We start from the raw sequence: 19,813 nt of genomic DNA on the forward strand, positions 1-19,813 counted from the left end.
CAGACTAACACAATGCGTGCTTGTAGATTACGAATATATGAATTTGCGAACAAATAATTGATGGTTAATCGATTGGCAAATTCACTACCCGCAATCGACAGCACGGCGCAATTTATAGAGTGGGTAATCCAATTCGTTAGGTTAGCGCGGGCGTCCACCGCCTGGAGCGCTCTGTTGCTGCTGACCGCCCCCTTCGCCACCCCCTTCACCGCCTTTCACATCGTCGTTGTTGACCGAGCGCCCTTTCCGGCGGTTCTCCTCGAAGGTCATTTTCCCGATGCGGTAGGTAAAGGTCACTTTCACGTTGGCGTTGTAAAGATTAGTTACGCTCACCTGCGACAGCAGTGGAGAGTTCAGGTTGGTTCGCATTTTAACGCCATTGGTCGCGAAGTTTTCGGCGGCCAGACCGATGCTGCCCCGTTTGTTGGCCAGGTCTTTCCGAAGGCCCAGCGAGTACATGTAGAAACTGCCCATCGTGCCCTGCAATTGCGGGTTTGGTCCGCGCCAGAAGCTGAAGACCTGTGCGCTCCAGCCTTTATTGAGCTGCAACTGGCTCATCAGACGACCGCCGATGCTAACCCCCGAATTGCTGATGGTAATCGATTTGCCATCGGCCCCCGGTGTTTCGCCCTGCATGTACATGTAGTAACCGTCGATGCCGCCGTTGACGCTCCACTTAGGCGTCAGGTTCGTGTTGAAGAAAATATTGGTACCGTAGGTGCGCTGAATACCGATGTTCTGGTAAGTGGTAATCAATCCGCCCGCCAGCGTATCAGACGGAATCCGAATCTGCGTGATCGCGTTGTTGGTCAGCCTTCCGAAGACGGAAGCGTTCAGGTAGGTTTTACTGATGGTCGAACTCAGGCTCAGTTCGAAGTTATCCGTCAGTTCGGGGCTCAGGGTCGGGTTTCCGATCTGAATCATCTGCGGGTTGGCCGCGTTGGGGTTCGGGTTCAGTTGTTGCAGCCCCGGTCGCTGAATCCGGCGGTTGTAAGCGGCTTTCACGGTCGATCCACCTTTCAGGCTTTTCGATACGTTGATGCTGGGCACCAGGTTGCTGTAGCTCGGGATGTTAAGGGGCGTACTCGCTTTTTCATCCGTCGACTGCTTCGCCATAATACTCGTGTATTCGTAGCGCGTACCCACTTTGAAGGTAAACTTGCTGGGCGTCACGTAGGTGTATGAGATATAGCCCGCACCGATGTTCTGATCGTAGGCCAGCGTACCCGACGGATTAGTCGGATCGACTCTCAACTCACCCGAATTGCCACCGACCAGGTACTGATAGCGGCTGTCGACGGTCCGCATGATGGCTTTCCCACCGAATTCCAGCAATTGGTTCTTTTTGAGCGGGGTCTGATAATCCGACTGAATCGTAAACTCCTGGTTGGTGTTGTTATTGATGTTCTGCTGTCGAGCTGTTAAGTTACCTCCGCTGTTGAGAATATCGGCGAAGAAGTTGTTGGTGAGGCCCGTTCGGCTGTACTGAGTTGAAATGGACCATTCCTGCTGCGGCTTGAATGTCCGGATGTAATCCAGATTCATGTCTACTGAGTTCGACAGGTCTTTCCGGTTTACGTCGCGGTTGGTCATGCTGAGTAGCGAGTCGCCGATCGAAGCGCTGGTCAGCTGGGTCTGTTGCTGCACAAAATTGCGCGTGCCGAAGCGTACGTTGGCCGACAGCGACTGGTTTTTGGCCAGATCGTAGTCGAAGCCCAGCGTGTATTGACCAAACACGGGTTTGTCGAAGGCCGTGCCTTGTTGATGCGTCTGCTGGTACTGCGAACCAACCAGCGTAGTTTGATCCAGTGTCGAGGAAGCCCGGTTGTACATGGCACGGCCGAACCCACCGAGCGTGATGCCCAGTTTACCCTGCCGGTACGAGCCATTCAGCCCCAGGTTCGACGCCCTCAGGCCAACCCCCGCGTCGACGTTCAGGGTAAGCCCGTGCAGGGTATTCTTTTTCGTGACAATATTGATGATCCCGGCGGCTCCTTCGGCATCGTATTTGGCCGATGGACTGGTAATCACCTCTACCGACTTGATCATGTCGGCGGGCAACTGCTTCAGGGCGTCGGCCACGCTGGCAGCCACAATCGTGGAGGGCTTGTTATTGATCAGCACCCGGATGTTCTGGCTACCGCGCAGGCTTACGTTGCCGTCCAGATCGACCGAAAGCATCGGCACCCGCTTCAGCACATCCGACGCATCGCCCCCTTTGGCGGTCATGTCTTTATCAGCGTTGAAAACCAGCCGGTCTACTTTCTCTTCGATGACGGCGGCCTGACCGGTGACGACGACTTCGCCCAACGTACGCACATCGGGGGCCAGCCGGACCGAGCCCATATTAATTTCGGTGCCTTTCGCAATCGTGAACGCCTTGGAATCCAGATTTTTGTAGCCGATGAATGAATACTGAAGTCGGTAATCGCCCGGAGCCAGCTTGGCCATCGAGAAATTTCCCTTCGCATCCGACGTTGTACCGTCGATAGGTTTGTTGGTTTTGGTATTGATCAGCGCTACCGTTGCAAATTCGACCGGCTTCCCCGACAGCGAATCGAGCAGCAAACCGGTTATTTTACCGTTGCCCTTTGGGGTATCGTCGGCCACCCCGGTAAACTCTTCTTTTTTGCGTCGGGTATCCTGGCCAAACCCACCCGGTCCGCCACCCGGCGGGCCAAATTGAGCAAAGGTTGACTGGATTTCGGAAAACCCACTCCAGCATCCAAGGGTTAATAACAACAGTAAAAAGTGCTTGCGCATCGTCAGGCTGATTATGAATTAATGAGACAAAACAATCATTCATTTATTACGCGTAAAAATCCAATAGACCGAAACGCCAGAAACGTCGGCAGATCGCCGGTTTCAACCGATGAACAGGTTATCAACTGTGAAATATGCAAACCTAGACCGTTCGTCGGCTGAAACGGTCCAACCATCGGGAAAGGCTGGTTATCTGACGATTAAGCGGGCTGTGCTTGCCTTTTTACGCTAAACTTGTAGCTTTCCAGACGATCATGGCTTCTACTTTTCTTCCCCGTCGCTACGTTCCCCTGCTCATTCATGTGCTGGGCTGGTTTTTGCTGGGTTACCTGCTCTTTTTCTACCAGCCCATCAATTCGGAGATCGTGCTTCCGCGCGTGTTCTGGATTCGGCAGGTGCTCTTCTTCGGGCTAATGGTGGGTGTTTTCTACCTGAATTCGCTGTGGCTGGTGCCCCGGTTGTTGCTGCGCGACCAGGTAAGCCAGTATGTGATGGCTATAGTAGGTGTCATCTGTGCGGTACTGGCGGTAGTGTGGGCCATCGAGTTCAGTTTTGACTTACCTACTCTGATGCACCGGGCTTTTCATCCCGACGGCAGCGGAAAGCCTAAATTTTACGGTTGGGTTCAGCCGACGTTATTTACAATCATGCTGGTGCTGGCCATCAGCACCAGCATCTCGATGTTACAACGATGGCAGGATGAGGCTACCTTTCGGACGGCGCTGGAGCAGGCCAAAACAACTTCTGAGCTTTCGTTTCTGAAGGCCCAGATCAATCCGCACTTTTTCTTCAATACCCTGAATAACATTTACGCCCTGACGCTCATCGATGTCGAAACGGCCCGCGAAGCCCTGCATCGGCTCTCGCGCATGATGCGGTATGTGCTCTACGAAACCCAGTCCGGTACAACACTGCTGAGCAAGGAAATGGCGTTTTTAAGTGATTACATTCAACTGATGCAACTCCGGCTAACCGATAAAGTGACCGTTACGCTCGATACACCCGCGCCCCTGAGCGACCAGCCCATTGCGCCGATGCTTTTCCTGCCGTTTGTCGAAAATGCCTTCAAACACGGCGTCAGCACACTCGACCCGAGCTGGATTCAGGTTAGCGTTCAGCAGCAGGGCCACCGGTTGCAGCTGGACGTTCGCAATACCCTGTTCAGCCAGAAATCGACTTCGCTCGAAGCGGGAAATGGGATCGGCCTGACCAACACGCGCCGACGGCTGGATCTGCTGTATCCGGGTCAGTATACCCTGCACATCGACGAGCACAATCCGGCGGGCCAGTACCACGTGCAATTAATCCTGACCATGCCATGACCCTAAACTGTATCGCTGTTGATGACGAACCGCTGGCGCTGGGGCTGGTTTGCGCATTTATTGAAAAAACGCCTTTTCTGCGGTTGGCGGGCCGATTCAGCAGTGCGGTCGAAGCCCTGCAATTTCTCTTGCACGAGCCAGTCGATGTCGTATTTCTGGATATCCAGATGCCCGATCTGACTGGTCTTGAACTGGCGCGGGTGCTGGAGCGGAGTAACCGGGGAGCCACCCAGATCCGGATTATATTCACGACGGCGTTTGATCAGTTTGCGCTCGATGGCTTTCGGGTCGATGCGCTGGATTACCTGCTAAAGCCGTTCAACTACGAAGAATTTCTGCGTGCGGCTAGCAAGGCCCGCCATTATTTTGAGCTGGTCCAGCGGCCGGAAACCGCGCCGGTTGCGCTTCCTGCGGCCGCTTCTGTCGAAACGGCAGATAACTATCTGTTTCTGAAGGTCGAATATCAGCTTGTGCGGGTTGCCTATAGCGACATTCTGTACATCGAAGGCCTGAAAGACTACGTGAAAGTATACCGGCAGAGCGAACCGGCCAGGCCATTACTGTCTCTGACAAGTCTGAAAACACTCGAAGAAAAGTTGCCACCCCGGCAGTTTATGCGGGTGCATCGATCTTTTATCATCGCCCTCGACCGAATCAATGCTATTACCCGAAATACGGTACAAATCGGCGATACGACCATTCCGGTCAGCGATCAGTATAAAGATGTGTTTAGTGAGTTTATCAGCCGCTGGCTCTGACCTGAGCATTAATTCTGCCACTGGCATGGGCTCAGACGACAGACCGTTCTATTTTCTAATCAACTTCTAATTTAATCTTCTTTTAATCTTAACTAGCTTTGCTTTCGAGTTCGGTTAGGAGTCGCAATGTGCATATCGGTACGGTCTTATTATACCGTACCGATATCCTTACCTCGGCCGTCGGTTCTTGACCCGCTAATAGGACTGGCGCATCCTGAAAATTACAGTCAGTCTTCTCCGCACAAAACCTTGTTCAGGTGTTTCCAGTATGTTTGTTTTACCAAACCAATACTGCTCGCCTGCCTCATGCCTGCTTCAATCCTGATTATCGATGATGAGCCCAAACTGCGTCAGTTGCTGGCCCGGATTCTTGAGCTGGAAGGATATACCGTTTTACAGGCCGAAAATGCCCGCACCGGCCTGAAGGTGCTCGAACGCGAAGAAGTCCATCTGGTCATCAGCGATGTAAAACTGCCCGACAAAAATGGCATCGACCTCTCGGCCCAGATCAAACAACTATATCCATCGACTGAAATAATTGTGCTGACGGCTTACGGTACGATTTCGGACGGTGTAATGGCCATTAAAAACGGTGCGTTCGACTACATCACCAAAGGCGACGATAACGACCGGATCATTCCGCTGGTCAGTCGGGCAATCGAGAAAGCAACGCTTCAGTTCAGAATCAAACAGCTGGAGCAGCAGGTTAGCCGCCGGTACGGATTCGACAGCATTATCGGTCATTCGAAAGCCATTCGGCAGGCTATTGATCTGGCCCGCAAAGTAGCCGTAACCGACACCACCGTTCTGCTGACGGGCGAAACTGGAACTGGTAAGGAAGTCTTTGCGCAGGCGATTCACCAGGCCAGTTCGCGCCGGAGCGCTCCATTTGTGGCGATAAACTGCGGAGCGCTGGGGAAAGATATTCTGGAAAGCGAACTGTTCGGGCATCGGGCGGGCGCATTCACCGGCGCCAGCCGCGATCAGAAAGGGTTGTTTGCCGAAGCCGACAAAGGCACCATTTTTCTGGACGAAATTGGCGAGATGCCGCTCGATTTGCAGGCAAAACTCCTGCGGGTGCTCGAAACGCACGAGTTTCTGCGCGTGGGCGATACCAAACCCACAAAAACCGATGTTCGGGTCATTGCCGCCACGAATCGTAACCTAAAGGAAGAAACCGAAGCTGGGCCCACCGGCCCGGCCCGCTTCCGGCTGGATCTGTACTACCGCCTGTCGGTATTTCAGATCGAACTGCCGCCCCTCCGCGACCGGCGGGACGACATCCCCCACTTTGCCGAACAGTTTGCCCGGCAGGAAGCCGCCCGGGTCGGAAAGCGGTCGGTACAACTCAGTCCGGACTTTATTCAAAAACTTCAGCAGCATCCGTGGAAAGGAAACATCCGTGAGTTGAAGAACGTGATCGAGCGGGCGGTTATCCTGGCGGACAGCGAAGAGCTGACGCCCGACTTATTGCCCTACGAAATGCAGGAAGGATTGGGATCATCGGATGCGCTGGATTTAGCCAGCGTCGAGCGGCAGCACATCCGGCGAATGCTGCGGCATACCAACGGGAATAAAACTGAAGCGGCCCGGCTGTTGGACATTGGCTTGACAACCTTGTACCGCAAACTGGCCGAATATGAACTGGAATAATTCCGGACGCTGAACTTGCCAATTTGAAAAACCGACCCTACCATTTTGGTAGGGTCGGTTTTTTGTTATAGGTGCCGAAAGTCGACCATGCGAAGATAGGCTTCTGATTGTCAATAGTTTACTTTGGTAGTTTGAGTTTAAGGCTCTTGCTGGAACAATTGTTGGCATTATACTGCCAGCTAACCTATTTAATCAACTTGTCTCATGAGTACCATCTTATTTCTCTTCGTTTCGGCCCTGCTCTGCTTCGCTATTTTTTACAAAGCCATCGAATGGTTCGAGAAAATCTAACGCCTGAATCATGATCACTCTCGTTTTTATCATCGCCTTGCTGGTCTTCGCCTACATGCTGTATGTGCTGATTAGACCCGAAAAATTTTAATCCACTGATTCTTATGACTACTGAATGGATGGGCGTAATAGCCACGTATGTACTGACGGTGCTGCTGGCTATTCCGCTGGGCAAATACATCGCCCGTGTCTTCAAAGGTGAACCCAACGCCTTTGACTTTATGAAGCCTCTGGAGCGGCTCATCTACCGGCTTGGGGGTGTTTCGGAAACGGAAGATCTCAACTGGAAATCGAACCTGGTGGCTTTGCTGACGATAAACCTGATCTGGTTTATCCTGGCGTTTGGGCTGCTGCTGTTCCAGGGAAGCTTACCGCTTAACCCCGACGGCAACCCATCGCAAACGCCCGACCTGGCGTTCAACTCGGCCATTTCGTTTCTGGTCAACTGCGATTTGCAACACTACTCCGGCGAGTCGGGCGCTACGTACCTGACGCAGCTAGCCGTCATGATGTTCCTGATGTTCGTATCGGCCGCCACCGGTATGGCGGCTGCGGTGCTTCTGTTCCGCTCGTTTTTGCCACAAAGCAGCGAAACGGTCGGGAATTTTTACGTGCTCTTCACCCGCTCCATCACACGGATACTACTGCCGGGTTCGCTGGTGCTGGCGCTGATTCTGGCGTTTAACGGAACGCCCGCTTCGTTCGACGGAAAAGATACGATCGTTACCCTGCAGGGCGATACCGTAGGGGTTTCGCGCGGACCGGCAGCCGCTATGATTGCTATCAAACACCTGGGTACCAACGGGGGTGGCTGGTTCGGTGCCAATTCGGCGCACCCGCTCGAAAACCCCAGTTACCTGACCAACATGCTTGAAATGATAGCCCAGGTCGTTCTGCCGATTGCCATGATTTTTGCCCTAGGCTATTTTATTAACCGCAAACGATTTGCCTGGATGATCTACACCGTCATGACGGTGGGCGTGCTGCTTCTGCTCATTCCGACCGTCACCAGCGAATTGCACGGTAGTCCGGCCATTGCACACATGGGCATCGCTCAGCCGACCGGTGCGATGGAGGGGAAGGAGGTGCGCTTCGGGTCCTTAGCATCGGCCTACTGGAGCATTATCACGACGGTTATTTCGACCGGCTCAGTCAACTCCATGCACGACTCGTCGATGGCTCTGTCCGGCGCGATGGAACTGCTGGGCATGATGGTCAATGCATTTTACGGTGGTGTCGGCGCGGGTCTGCTCAATTTCTACTACTTCCTGATCATTGCCGTATTCATTTCCGGACTGATGGTTGGGCGTACACCGGAACTGTTCGGGCGGAAAGTCGAGGCCCGCGAGATCAAAATTGCTTCGCTGGTCGCGCTGCTGAGTGCCTTGCTGGTCAAAGGAGGAACGGCGCTGGCGGCCTGGGTTTTTATTCACTACGGCAACGCCGACTGGGCGGTCAAGCCGTCGGCCTGGCTCAACAATCCGGCTTTCCACGGCTTTTCGGAGATGCTTTACGAAATGACGTCCGCCAATGCCAACAACGGATCGGGTTTCGAGGGACTGGGCGACAACAACCTGTTCTGGAACATTTCGACAGGCTTCGTGCTGATTTTTGGCCGGTTCATTCCCATCATTGGCCCGGTGGCCATCGCGGGTTTGCTGGCTCGTAAGAAATACGTGCCTGAATCGTCTGGTACCCTGCCCGTCGATACGCCAACGTTTGGTCTCATGATCTTCGCGGTCATCCTCATTCTAACGGCCTTATCCTTTTTCCCGGCTCTGGCCCTGGGACCCTTTGCGGAATATTTCAGTCAGTAGGGACTACCAAATTCAGAAAAGCTGTGCATCATGAAATTAATCGCGCCAGGCGTTTCTCAACGGCCCGGACTACTTCGAGTTCTGCGCGCCAGTCCATGATATCATCTTCTCGTTCAAAAAGCCCAAACTGCGTTAAGGTATGAAATTGCTTATCAAAATCCGTGTACGAAAGTCCGTACTTCGCTTCGAGCCGCTCAATCACGTTTAGACTGGTTTTAAGCTCCTGCAATAATTCTTCCCGCGCTTTTCGAACAGCGTAATCGGCCATTGAAGCATAGCCCATTTCCTGAAAAGTGCTTTCTAAGGATGCCTGTTCAACCGTCATAATCCAATTACTTTTTTATCAAAGATACCAAAAATGGCAAAGCAATCATCAACCTCTCTGTTTCAGCGTGACTTGGTTGGGGCCGCGGTTCGGGAGTCGTTTACAAAACTGAATCCAGCCATTCTGATCAAAAATCCGGTCATGTTTACCGTTGAAGTCGGTACGCTGATCATGGTCCTGGTAACCGGATATATCGCTTTCACGGGCGATACAACCCAGGGGTCCCTGGGGTACAATATCGTTGTCACCCTGATTCTGCTGCTCACCGTCCTGTTCGCCAACTTTGCCGAAGCCATTGCCGAAGCGCGGGGTAAGGCGCAGGCCGAGTCGCTCCGGAAAACCCGGCAGGAGACACCCGCCAAGGTCATTCGTCCGGTCGGGAATTATAAACTCGACGAAATTCAAACCATTTCGTCGGCGCAACTGAAAAAAGGCGACGTGTTCGTCTGCGAGCCGGGCGATATCATTCCGTCCGACGGCGAGATTATTGAAGGGTTAGCGACCATCGACGAGTCGGCCATTACGGGCGAATCGGCACCGGTCATTCGCGAAGCGGGCGGAGATAAATCGTCGGTAACGGGTGGAACGAAGGTTCTGTCGGACCGCATCAAAGTGGTCGTTACGACGCAACCCGGCGAGTCGTTTCTGGACAAAATGATTGCGCTGGTTGAGGGAGCATCCCGACAGAAAACTCCGAATGAAATCGCTCTGACAATCCTGCTGGCGGGTTTTACGCTCATTTTCATCATCGTCTGCGTAGCACTCAAACCCTTCGCCGACTATGCCAACACGCCGATCACCATCGCAGCCCTGATCTCGTTGTTCGTCTGCCTGATTCCCACAACCATTGGGGGGTTGCTCTCCGCAATCGGTATCGCCGGGATGGACCGGGCGCTTCGGGCCAACGTCATTGCCAAGTCGGGCCGGGCGGTCGAAACCGCGGGCGACGTCGATACATTGCTGCTGGATAAAACCGGTACGATCACTATTGGAAACCGGAAAGCGACCAATTTCTATGCCGCGCCGGGAATTAAATCGGCCGACATGATCCGGGCGTCGGCTCTGAGTTCGCTGGCCGACGAAACCCCGGAGGGTAAGTCGATTGTCGAACTGGCAACTAAAATGAATAATGTACAATGGACAATGCATAATGACCAGTTTCATTTTCAACTGGAAGGCAGTCAGCCCACCCTTCATTATCCATTATCCACTATTCATTTTGTAAAGTTTACCGCCGAAACGCGCTCGTCGGGCATCGACCTGCCGCTGAATGGGCAAGTTAAACCGGGGGAATCGCTACGGATTCGGAAGGGCGCTGTCGATTCGATCCGGGCGATCGTCGAACAGGCGGGCAATCCGTTTCCAACCGAGACGGATGCGAAAGCGAAAGAGATTGCGGCCAATGGCGGAACACCGCTGGTCGTGACCGAAAACGAGCAGGTGCGGGGGGTGATCGAGCTACAGGATATCATTAAACCCGGTATTTCGGAGCGCTTCGACCGGCTGCGGAAAATGGGCGTGAAAACCGTGATGGTAACGGGCGATAACCCGTTGACGGCTAAGTTTATTGCGGGCAAAGCGGGCGTCGATGATTTCATTGCCGAAGCCAAACCCGAAGACAAGATGAATTACATCCGGCGTGAGCAGACGGGCGGTAAACTGGTTGCCATGATGGGCGACGGTACGAACGATGCGCCTGCGCTGGCGCAGGCCGATGTAGGGGTCGCCATGAACTCAGGTACACAGGCCGCCAAGGAAGCCGGTAACATGGTCGATCTGGACAACGACCCGACCAAGCTGATTGAGGTGGTGGAAATCGGGAAGCAATTGCTCATCACCCGCGGTACCCTGACCACCTTCAGCATTGCCAACGACGTTGCTAAATATTTCGCTATCGTACCGGCCCTGTTTGTCGTCAGTATTCCGGCTCTGCAAAGCCTCAACCTGATGCGGCTGCACAGTCCGGAGTCGGCTATTCTATCCGCCGTGATTTTCAATGCAATCATTATCCCGCTCCTAATTCCGCTGGCGCTGCGGGGCGTCGAATATAAGCCGATTGGCGCCAGTGCCTTGCTCCGCCGGAATCTGTTCATCTACGGCTTTGGTGGGCTCGTCGCACCCTTTGTCGGCATTAAACTGATCGACCTCCTGGTTGGCTTATTCGTGTAATACCGGGCTTCCAACCCGGCTGCATCGCCCCAGTTCACAAGAATAATTTAAAACAGCCGAGCATGAGGCTCGGCGCTACAATCATGAAAACACACATTGGCCCCGCTATTCGACTGACTATCGTCATGCTGGTTTTATTAGTCATTATGTATCCGCTCGTTGTGGCTGGCATTGCCCGGCTGGCACCCGGCGGGGGCAAAGGCGAAACCGTTATCGTAAACGGAAAAGTGGTCGGGTACAAACTGATTGGCCAGGCATTCACCCAAGATCGTTATTTTAACGGTCGGCCATCGGCCGTCGATTATAATGCGGCCGGGTCGGCGGGCTCGAACAAAGGACCGACGAACACCGATTATCTGAAAACCGTACAGGCGCGGATCGATACGTTTCTGGTGCACAACCCTAGGGTTCGGAAAGAAGACATTCCGGTTGAGTTGGTAACGGCCTCGGGCTCGGGTTTAGACCCCGATCTGTCGCCAGCGGGGGCTAAAATTCAGATTGGTCGTATTGCCAAAGCCCGAAACCAAAGCGCCGATCGCCTGAACCAGTTGGTCGATGCGCACACCCAGGGCCCCTGGCTGGGTCTGTTCGGTCCAGCAAAAGTGAATGTTCTGGAATTGAATATGGCCCTGGATAAGCTGTAGTGCTCACGACAACGAGCAGGTTTGGCAGCGCGCTTTTAGCAAAGCTTCGTGCTAAAAAGCAAAGCGGGAGAAGTAAATAAGTACAACAAAATAGTCATGAAAATTAACCTTCCTATAAAACTAACTGCCCTGTGGCTGGCTACTTCCGTTCCATTAATAGCTCAAACGGTAGATTCACTTAGTACCAGGCCAACGATTGCTCCGACGGGCCTGGTACTATCCGGTTACGTAGAAGCGTATTATGCCCTCGATTTTACGGCCCCGAAAACGACGCAGGAGCGGCCGGGATTTCTCTATAATCACAAACGAAACCGGGAAGTAAACATCAATCTGGCTTTTCTGAAAGCTGCTTATGCCGGTGAACGTGTCCGGGCCAATCTGGCAATTCAGGCGGGTACGTATGCCCAGTACAACTACGCAGCCGAGCAGGAACTGCTGAAGCACGTGCTCGAAGCGAATGTGGGAGTCAGGCTCAGTAAAACCCATGATCTGTGGCTCGACGCGGGAATTTTCTCGTCGCACATTGGTTTCGAAAGTGCGGTTTCGAAAGATTGCTGGACACTCACCCGGAGTATACTGGCCGAAAATTCGCCCTATTATCTGGCGGGTGCCAAGCTGACTTACAACACTCCGAATGGCAAATGGACGCTGCTGGGGTCGGCGCTGAACGGCTGGCAGCGCATCGCCAAACTGCCGGGCTACAGCGGGCCATCGCTGAGTACGCAGGTGCAATTTAAACCGACGCCGAATCTAATCCTGAACTGGAGTACGTTCCTTGGCTCCGACCGGCCCGATTCGCTGAAGCAGGGGCGTTTCTTCAATAACCTGTACGCGATCATCAATCCGGCCGGTAAAGTGGGCGTAATTCTGGGTTTCGATATCGGTGCCGACCGCAAACCCGTCGTGAACAGCCACAGCGATCAGCGGGTGGGTAGTGGTTCTTATGTCTGGTACTCGCCCGTGGTCATTGCCCGGCTGGCCACGAGCGACAAGAGTTTCGTGGCTGCCCGTGTCGAATACTACGATGATAAAAACGGGGTGATCATTGGAACGGGAACCACAAACGGGTTTCAAACCGTCGGGTATTCGTTGAATTACGATTATGCAATCGTGACCAATGCGCTCTTTCGGATTGAAGGGAAACTATACGACAGCAAGGACGCTATTTTTGTGGCTGGCAATGGAGCCTCTTCCCGAACCAACGTTTCCCTGACGACCAGTTTAGCCATCAGTTTCTGACCGTTCTGACCGATGCAACCTGAGGACCGCGACCAATCTGCCGAACAGTTTCTGCGACTTATCCAGGAGTCGCGCCGGGGGAAGTTTAAGATCTATATTGGCATGAGCGCGGGCGTGGGGAAATCGTACCGGATGTTGCAGGAAGCTCACCGGCTGTTGCAGAATGGCATCGATGTGACGATCGGATTCATTGAAACCCATAATCGCGCCGAAACTCAGGCCCTCGTAGATGGACTGCCCGTGCTGCCGCGCCGGAAGCTGTTTTACAAAGGACGGGAGCTGGAGGAAATGGACGTGCAACGGATCATCAACCGACACCCCGAACTGGTAATCGTCGATGAGTTGGCGCATACGAACATTCCGGGTTCGAAAAACGAGAAGCGCTGGCAGGATGTGCTGGAGATTCTGGACGCGGGCGTCAACGTCATCAGTGCCGTCAATATCCAGCATATTGAAAGCCTGTACGACGAAGTACACGAGATTACGGGAGTCGATGTGACTGAGCGCGTGCCAGACCGGGTGCTACACCTGGCCGATGAGGTCGTCAATATCGATTTGACCGCCGACGAACTGATAACCCGGCTGAAAGAAGGGAAAATCTACGAGCAGGCGAAAGTGGCGATGGCGCTGCAGAATTTTTTTCAGTCCGAAAAAATTCTGCAGCTACGTGAGCTGGCCCTGCGCGAAGTAGCGACGGCCGTCGAGCGGAAAATTGAAACGACCGTTCCGGTAACAGTGCAGATGAAGCCAGAGCGGTTTCTGGCCAGTATCAGTGCCAACGCCGAAACGGCCCGCCGGGTTATCCGCAAGACGGCCCGCCTGGCTGCGTATTACAAATCGCGCTGGTATGTGCTTTATGTGCAAACGCCCGCCGAAGCGCCCGACCGCATTCGGCTCGATGTGCAGCGGCACCTGATCAACAACCTGAAACTAGCCACCGAACTGGGTGCCGAAGTGATTCAGGTAAAAGGAACCAGTATTTTTAAGAGCATCGTGGACGAAGCCGAGAAACGAAACATCACGACCATCTGTATCGGAAAGCCGCACTTTACGCTGCTGGAAGTGATTTTGCGGACCAACGCGTTCAATCAATTACTGACCAAACTGTCTGAATCGGACACCGACCTGATTATCCTTTCGTAGTCATGACGCTCAAAACCAAAATCACCCTATCCCTGGTTTTTCTGTTCAGTATTCTGCTGCTGCTGGGCGGAATGAGCGCTTATTACCTCAACCGTCTGTCGGACGATTCGCAGGCGATCCTGAAGGATAACTACATTTCTCTGGAGATGGCCAGCAACATGCAGAAAGCGCTGGCCTCGATAAATTATCGGAGCAGACCCGACCACGACGCGCTGACCGACTTCGACGAAAACCTGCGGAAAGAAGAACACAACCTTACCGAAGTAGGGGAGCGGGAAGCCGTAACGGCTCTGCGCCGGGAGTTTAACCGGTTGCGGAGCGGAACCGCCGACTCACTGACAATCAGCCGGATTCGGCAGCACCTGTTGACGGTCGATGATCTGAACCGGCAGGCAATTATGCGGAAAAGCGACACGGCAAAAGATACGGCAAAAGATGCGCTGCTTTGGCTGGCTTTCGTCGGGACCTTCTGCTTCCTGATCGTGTTTTCGTTCGTAGTCAATATTCCCAGCTACATTGCCAATCCGGTTCGCGAGCTAACCCTGGGTATCAAACAGATTGCCAGCCGGAATTTCGAAGAACGGCTGCATGTCCGATCAAGCGATGAGTTTGGCGAACTGGCCCGCTCCTTCAACTCGATGGCGCAAAAGCTGGATGAGTACGAACACTCGAATCTGGCGCGGGTGCTGTTTGCCAAAAAACGGATCGATACGCTGATCCAGATCATGAACGACGCGATTATCGGTCTGGACGAAAAGCGGTTCATTCTGTTCGTTAACCCGGTTGCCAGCCGCCTGCTGGGGGTCGAAGCTGCGCAGCTGGTGGGTAAATATGCCCCCGACATTGCATCCACCAATGACCTGATGCGTACGCTGATTCAGGAAATCATGCTCGAGACCGTCGAGGACGCCAATTTGGCTTCGGTGCATACGAACGGTAAGGAAACTACGGGGACGTTACTCAAGATTTACGACCCGGCTCCGCTGGGAGTGGGGTCGAAAGGGAAAGAAAGTTATTTTACCAAGCAGATTCAGTCCGTAGACGTAACACCCACCGGCGAACAACAGGCCGTTCAGGCCGGGTACGTAATTGTTCTGCAGAACGTGACCTCCTATAAAGAACTGGATCTGGCAAAAACCAATTTTATTGCGACCGTCTCGCACGAATTGAAAACGCCCATATCGGCCATTAAAATGAGCCTGACGCTGCTGCTCGACAAGCGGGTTGGCGCGTTGAATGAAGAACAGCAGCAACTCGTCGGCAGCGTGCGCGACAATGCCGAGCGACTGCTGAAAATTACGGGCGAACTAACCAACATGGCTCAGGTCGAATCGGGGCAAATTCAACTGCAGGTTCACGCTGTTTCGGCCAATGAGCTTATTCAGATCGCTACCAGTGCTTTGCGTACGCCGGCTGGGCAGAAGCAGATTCGCTTCCAGGTAAGCTTGCCGGAAGTAGTACCGCTCGTCAAAGCCGATCTGGACAAAGCGTCCTGGGTGCTGATCAATTTTTTGTCCAACGCCGTCCGGCACAGCCCCGACAATACCTCCATCGATATAAGCGTTCAGCCAGTCGGCACTCAAGTCGAATTTACCGTTCGGGATTACGGCCCCGGTCTGCAGCCTGAACACCGGGAGCGCGTTTTCGATCGGTATTTTCGGGCTCCTGGCCCAACTGGTCAACCCAGCGGTACAGGTCTGGGACTGGCTATCTCCAAGGAATTCATTCAGTCGATGGGGGGCGAAATCGGTACGCACGATGATGTAGCGCCGGGTGCCGCTTTTTATTTCAGGCTGGCAATTGCCTGACCTGTGCCGCCGATTTTAGTTTGCTTTGGGAGCGTGTCATAACAAACCGATTATACGGACCCATCTGCATACCTGACAAAACATGGCGGCCAGCGCTTCCGCATTAGGTGAAAACGCTGGCCGCCATGTTTACTGTTTCCTGAAGGCTAGGGGGTGAGACTCACCTACTTTCGAGCACACCTGGCCAGTCATAAACGAAAAACTAATGATTCTTTTATCATTCGGGTAAATCCTCCATTATGGTTCGGTGACTATTTTTTTGTGAAACATTCCGTGGAACATTACTTGGATTCGTGAAAACTATCCGGCATATTTGAGACTGCAACGCACAGACCCATGGGTAAAGTCATTGCTATCGCCAACCAAAAGGGGGGCGTCGGTAAAACTACGACAACGATTAATCTGGCCGCCAGTCTGGCCGCCCTTGAATTTCAGACGCTCATTGTTGACGCTGATCCGCAGGCGAATTCCACGTCAGGGTTAGGCTACAATCCGAAAGAAATTGAGAACAGCATTTACGAATGTATGGTGGAGGGCGTACGTCCGCACGATGCAATTATCCAGACGGATTTTCCGAACCTGGATTTACTGCCTTCGCATATCGATCTGGTAGGGGCTGAAATTGAGATGATCAACCTCCAGAATCGGGAGGACAAAATGAAGGACACACTCGACAGCCTGCGCGACGAGTACGACTTCATTATCATCGACTGCTCGCCCTCGCTTGGCCTGATTACCATCAACAGCCTGACCGCTGCCGATTCGGTGATTATTCCGGTACAGTGCGAATATTTTGCGCTGGAAGGGCTCGGTAAGCTGCTCAATACCATCAAGATCATTCAGTCGCGGCTCAACACGCACCTGGCTATCGAGGGTATTTTACTAACCATGTATGACCTTCGGGTTCGCCTGTCGAACCAGGTCGTTGGGGAAGTGACCAGTCATTTTCAGCAGATGGTCTTTAACACGATCATTCCGCGCAACATCCGATTAAGCGAATCGCCCAGCTTTGGTGTGCCCGCGCTGGCGCAGGACGCTGATAGCAAAGGGGCCGTCAGCTACCTGAATCTGGCCCGCGAAATTCTGATTAAGAATGGCATGATGCCGCATGAAGTTTAAGTAATGCGGGTGGAAACCCGTAATTTCTACCAACATAGCGGGTTTCCACCCGCATTACAGGTATGGACAACGCAAACACCAAAGCACCGAATAAGAAGATGATAGGATTGGGCCGCGGCTTAGGTGCCTTGTTGCATGATAGCGAATCGGTCAATCGCCAGTCAAAACCATCGCCTTTCGAGTCTATCAGCACGATGACCGAAATTGGCCTGGCCCTGATTGAAACCAACCCGTTTCAGCCACGGACCCGCTTCGACGAAGAAGCGCTTCAGGAACTGGCGGATTCCATTCGGACGCAGGGAATCATCCAGCCTATTACGGTTCGTCAGCTCGGCAAAGATCGCTATCAGCTTATTGCTGGTGAACGTCGTTTGCAGGCGTCGAAAATAGCGGGGTTGACGCACATCCCGGCGTATGTCCGTACGGCCAACGACCAGCAGATGCTGGAAATGGCCCTGATCGAGAACATTCAGCGCGAAAACCTGAATGCCATCGAAATTGCCCTTAGCTACCAGCGGCTCATCACCGAATGCAGCCTGAAGCAGGAAGAACTGGGCGAACGTGTCGGCAAAAACCGTACGACGGTCAATAACTACATCCGACTTTTGAAGCTGCCACCGGTCATTCAGGCTTCGCTGCGCGACAACAAAATTTCGATGGGACATGCCCGGGCTATCATCAACATCGAAAACCCGGATACGCAAATCCGGTTGTTCACGAAAGCTGTCGACGAAGAGTGGTCGGTACGCAAAGTTGAAGAAGCCGTTCGGAACCTGTCCGACGAAACGCACGAATCGGCCACCACCCGGCGGGTAACCTTACCCAAGCAGGAAATGCGCAGCCTGCAGTTTAAGCTGTCGTCGTTATTCGGAACACGCGTTTCGATAAAAGCTGACGAAAAGCACAAGGGTGAAATTAAAATACCGTTTACCTCGCAGGAAGAGTTGACCAAGATTCTGGAGGTGCTGAACTCCCAGGCATAACCGTGTTAAATTACCTTAAAAAGGTGAACGAACGGGCGAAATGGGCGCATCTCGGACGTTGTCTGTGCATGCAACCGCTTTCTGTCTTAGTCATCGCTGCCCTGCTGTTTCTGGCCCCTGTCCGATTGCTCTTTGCCCAGCGCCCGGCCATTGTGCCCGCCCCAACGCCCGCAGCCATCGATTCGACCAGGCAGCGAAGTGCGGCTGCCGATACTATTCCTCCAGCCGTACAGCGAAACGGCATTCGGGTAGGTACGTCTGTACTGACGCCCGATACCGAAACCACGCTGGACCAACCAGATACCGTTCGGGTGACGGCCCGGCAGGAAACCCAGATTCATAAAATAATCCCCCGGCAGGCGACCCTGCGATCGCTGATGGTGCCCGGTATGGGTCAGGCCTACAACCGGCAGTATTATAAAATTCCGTTTATTTATGCCGGTTTTGGTGTGATGGGCTACTTGTTCGTCAAATACCGGGGCCTCGCCAGTCAGGCAGAAGAAGGGTATCGTCGGTTGCTGTACGGCGATAAAATTGCTGGCACAAATACAGTTAGTTTAGATGACAGTTATCCTGGTAACCTGACCGGCTATATCATAACCCCATCGGTAAAACCCGATTATGTTCTCATCGATGGGTATCAGGTGTATCAGGTGGCGACGGCGAAAAATGCGTACGATACCTACCGGCGCTATCGAGATCTGAATATTTTGCTATCGGCGGCCTTGTGGGCACTGAATATTGTCGAGGCCAACGTAGCAGCCCACCTGAAGACCTTTGATTTAACGGACGACATTTCAATGCGCGTCGAGCCCAGCGTTCTGCCCATGCCAGGAACGGGTATGGCGCCGGGCGTCCGGGTAGCCTTTACGTTTAAATGAATAATGTAAAGTGGAAAATGTAAAATGGCGCTGATACTGTTATTCATTTTACATTATTCATTATCCATTAATGACTTATGAATATTCTTCTTTTTGGCTACGGTAAAATGGGGAAGACCATCGAGCAAATTGCGCTCGACCGGGGCCATCAGATTGCGGGGCGCATCGACGCCGACAATTACGCCGATGTAACCAACCTCGAAACGGGTGACGTCGATGTGGTCATCGAATTCAGCTCTCCTGAGTCCGCTGTACAAAACATCACATACTGCTTAGAACGCGGCTGGCCAGTTATCTGCGGGACTACAGGATGGCTCAGCCACCGGGGTGAAATTGAAACCTTATGCCGCGATCGGAAAGGCGCTTTTTTCTACGCGTCGAATTACAGCATTGGGGTCAATCTGTTTTTTCGATTAAACAAAGTACTGGCCAGATTCATGCGGGACTATCCATCGTATCAGGTGTCGATGACTGAAATTCATCATACTGAAAAGAAGGATGCGCCCAGTGGCACCGCCATAACACTCGCCGAAGGGGTTATGCAACACCTGCCAATGAAGCATCGCTGGGTAAGCCGGGAGGCCGATTCTGCCCGTATCGACTCGACCGACGCGGTCGAAATCGAATCGTTGCGGGAAGGGACCGTGCCAGGAACACATACCGTTCGCTACGACTCGGAAGTAGACCGAATCGAGATTAAACACGTAGCACACAGCCGCCAGGGATTTGCGCTGGGAGCCGTAGTCGCTGCCGAATGGATCGTAGGGCGGGAAGGGGTATTCGGCATGGACGACCTGCTGGGAAATGATAAATTATAACCGATGCATGATAAGCGTTTGCGCAAACCAGCGTATTTTCGTTTCATATTTATTATCTCTACCGGTACTGAACCCTAATT

General features: G+C 53.1%; 16 protein-coding genes. 14 read left to right on the forward strand and 2 right to left on the reverse strand.

Features of this window, described 5'->3' with window-relative positions; translation table 11 throughout:
• Positions 1-141 precede the first annotated feature (141 nt).
• Positions 142-2,763: a TonB-dependent receptor gene (locus ACYVC2_RS13675; RefSeq protein WP_461102993.1), complete on the reverse strand. Its 2,622-nt coding sequence runs from the start codon at positions 2,761-2,763 to the stop codon at positions 142-144.
• A 254-nt stretch (positions 2,764-3,017) separates the two neighbouring features.
• On the opposite strand from ACYVC2_RS13675, the gene ACYVC2_RS13680 reads away from it, so the two are divergent.
• From ACYVC2_RS13680 to kdpA, 5 genes are all read left to right on the forward strand, one after another.
• Complete coding sequence (locus ACYVC2_RS13680; protein ID WP_461102994.1) at positions 3,018-4,085, forward strand: sensor histidine kinase; 1,068 nt, start codon at positions 3,018-3,020, stop codon at positions 4,083-4,085.
• Positions 4,082-4,843: a LytR/AlgR family response regulator transcription factor gene (locus tag ACYVC2_RS13685; protein WP_461102995.1), complete on the forward strand. Its 762-nt coding sequence runs from the start codon at positions 4,082-4,084 to the stop codon at positions 4,841-4,843. Before ACYVC2_RS13680 ends, ACYVC2_RS13685 begins: the two co-directional genes overlap by 4 nt.
• A gap of 306 nt (positions 4,844-5,149) precedes the next feature.
• The gene (locus ACYVC2_RS13690) at positions 5,150-6,496 is read left to right on the forward strand and encodes a sigma-54-dependent transcriptional regulator (protein ID WP_461102996.1); all 1,347 of its coding nucleotides are present in this window, start codon (positions 5,150-5,152) and stop codon (positions 6,494-6,496) included.
• Between the two features lie 301 nt (positions 6,497-6,797).
• Positions 6,798-6,878 carry a potassium-transporting ATPase subunit F gene (locus ACYVC2_RS13695; protein WP_461107127.1) on the forward strand — a complete coding sequence of 27 codons (81 nt, stop codon included), beginning with the start codon at positions 6,798-6,800 and terminating at the stop codon, positions 6,876-6,878.
• Between the two features lie 13 nt (positions 6,879-6,891).
• Positions 6,892-8,604 carry a potassium-transporting ATPase subunit KdpA gene (kdpA, locus tag ACYVC2_RS13700; protein ID WP_461102997.1) on the forward strand — a complete coding sequence of 571 codons (1,713 nt, stop codon included), beginning with the start codon at positions 6,892-6,894 and terminating at the stop codon, positions 8,602-8,604.
• Positions 8,605-8,632: 28 nt separating this feature from the next.
• Here kdpA and ACYVC2_RS13705 read toward each other — a convergent pair whose 3' ends face one another.
• On the reverse strand, positions 8,633-8,929 hold the full coding sequence (locus tag ACYVC2_RS13705) for a hypothetical protein (protein ID WP_461102998.1): 297 nt from the start codon (positions 8,927-8,929) through the stop codon (positions 8,633-8,635).
• A gap of 33 nt (positions 8,930-8,962) precedes the next feature.
• Here ACYVC2_RS13705 and kdpB point away from each other — a divergent pair, with 33 nt between their 5' ends.
• The 9 genes from kdpB (at position 8,963) to dapB (ending at position 19,733) form a co-directional block, all read left to right on the forward strand.
• Complete coding sequence (gene kdpB / locus ACYVC2_RS13710) at positions 8,963-11,098, forward strand: potassium-transporting ATPase subunit KdpB (RefSeq protein ID WP_461102999.1); 2,136 nt, start codon at positions 8,963-8,965, stop codon at positions 11,096-11,098.
• A gap of 83 nt (positions 11,099-11,181) precedes the next feature.
• Entirely contained in the window at positions 11,182-11,742 is a 561-nt protein-coding gene (locus ACYVC2_RS13715) for a K(+)-transporting ATPase subunit C (RefSeq protein ID WP_461103000.1), read from the forward strand.
• 96 nt (positions 11,743-11,838) lie between these two features.
• Complete coding sequence (locus tag ACYVC2_RS13720) at positions 11,839-12,981, forward strand: porin (RefSeq protein ID WP_461103001.1); 1,143 nt, start codon at positions 11,839-11,841, stop codon at positions 12,979-12,981.
• 12 nt (positions 12,982-12,993) lie between these two features.
• Positions 12,994-14,124 carry a sensor protein KdpD gene (locus tag ACYVC2_RS13725; RefSeq protein ID WP_461103002.1) on the forward strand — a complete coding sequence of 377 codons (1,131 nt, stop codon included), beginning with the start codon at positions 12,994-12,996 and terminating at the stop codon, positions 14,122-14,124.
• Positions 14,125-14,126: 2 nt separating this feature from the next.
• Entirely contained in the window at positions 14,127-15,932 is a 1,806-nt protein-coding gene (locus ACYVC2_RS13730; protein ID WP_461103003.1) for a sensor histidine kinase, read from the forward strand.
• Positions 15,933-16,268: 336 nt separating this feature from the next.
• A complete protein-coding gene (locus ACYVC2_RS13735; RefSeq protein WP_461103004.1) occupies positions 16,269-17,051 on the forward strand; it encodes a ParA family protein in 783 nt (260 codons plus the stop codon).
• 62 nt (positions 17,052-17,113) lie between these two features.
• Positions 17,114-18,034 (forward strand): ParB/RepB/Spo0J family partition protein, encoded by a 921-nt coding sequence (locus tag ACYVC2_RS13740; protein ID WP_461103005.1) that lies wholly within the window; start codon positions 17,114-17,116, stop codon positions 18,032-18,034.
• Positions 18,035-18,102: 68 nt separating this feature from the next.
• Positions 18,103-18,915 carry a DUF5683 domain-containing protein gene (locus ACYVC2_RS13745; RefSeq protein ID WP_461107129.1) on the forward strand — a complete coding sequence of 271 codons (813 nt, stop codon included), beginning with the start codon at positions 18,103-18,105 and terminating at the stop codon, positions 18,913-18,915.
• 77 nt (positions 18,916-18,992) lie between these two features.
• Positions 18,993-19,733: a 4-hydroxy-tetrahydrodipicolinate reductase gene (gene dapB / locus ACYVC2_RS13750; RefSeq protein WP_461103006.1), complete on the forward strand. Its 741-nt coding sequence runs from the start codon at positions 18,993-18,995 to the stop codon at positions 19,731-19,733.
• The last annotated feature ends 80 nt before the right edge of the window (positions 19,734-19,813 follow it).

This window comes from Spirosoma koreense, from assembly GCF_054777875.1.

Bases quoted from the DNA above. Each gene is read 5' to 3' on its own strand.
- ACYVC2_RS13735 (WP_461103004.1), top strand. From the start codon at position 16,269: ATGGGTAAAGTCATTGCTATCGCCAACCAAAAGGGGGGCGTCGGTAAA.
- ACYVC2_RS13740 (WP_461103005.1), top strand. From the start codon at position 17,114: ATGGACAACGCAAACACCAAAGCACCGAATAAGAAGATGATAGGATTG.
- ACYVC2_RS13730 (WP_461103003.1), top strand. From the start codon at position 14,127: ATGACGCTCAAAACCAAAATCACCCTATCCCTGGTTTTTCTGTTCAGT.
- ACYVC2_RS13745 (WP_461107129.1), top strand. From the start codon at position 18,103: ATGCAACCGCTTTCTGTCTTAGTCATCGCTGCCCTGCTGTTTCTGGCC.
- ACYVC2_RS13725 (WP_461103002.1), top strand. From the start codon at position 12,994: ATGCAACCTGAGGACCGCGACCAATCTGCCGAACAGTTTCTGCGACTT.
- ACYVC2_RS13695 (WP_461107127.1), top strand. From the start codon at position 6,798: ATGATCACTCTCGTTTTTATCATCGCCTTGCTGGTCTTCGCCTACATG.
- ACYVC2_RS13685 (WP_461102995.1), top strand. From the start codon at position 4,082: ATGACCCTAAACTGTATCGCTGTTGATGACGAACCGCTGGCGCTGGGG.
- ACYVC2_RS13720 (WP_461103001.1), top strand. From the start codon at position 11,839: ATGAAAATTAACCTTCCTATAAAACTAACTGCCCTGTGGCTGGCTACT.
- kdpA (WP_461102997.1), top strand. From the start codon at position 6,892: ATGACTACTGAATGGATGGGCGTAATAGCCACGTATGTACTGACGGTG.
- kdpB (WP_461102999.1), top strand. From the start codon at position 8,963: ATGGCAAAGCAATCATCAACCTCTCTGTTTCAGCGTGACTTGGTTGGG.
- ACYVC2_RS13690 (WP_461102996.1), top strand. From the start codon at position 5,150: ATGCCTGCTTCAATCCTGATTATCGATGATGAGCCCAAACTGCGTCAG.
- dapB (WP_461103006.1), top strand. From the start codon at position 18,993: ATGAATATTCTTCTTTTTGGCTACGGTAAAATGGGGAAGACCATCGAG.
- ACYVC2_RS13705 (WP_461102998.1), bottom strand. From the start codon at position 8,929: ATGACGGTTGAACAGGCATCCTTAGAAAGCACTTTTCAGGAAATGGGC.
- ACYVC2_RS13675 (WP_461102993.1), bottom strand. From the start codon at position 2,763: ATGCGCAAGCACTTTTTACTGTTGTTATTAACCCTTGGATGCTGGAGT.
- ACYVC2_RS13715 (WP_461103000.1), top strand. From the start codon at position 11,182: ATGAAAACACACATTGGCCCCGCTATTCGACTGACTATCGTCATGCTG.
- ACYVC2_RS13680 (WP_461102994.1), top strand. From the start codon at position 3,018: ATGGCTTCTACTTTTCTTCCCCGTCGCTACGTTCCCCTGCTCATTCAT.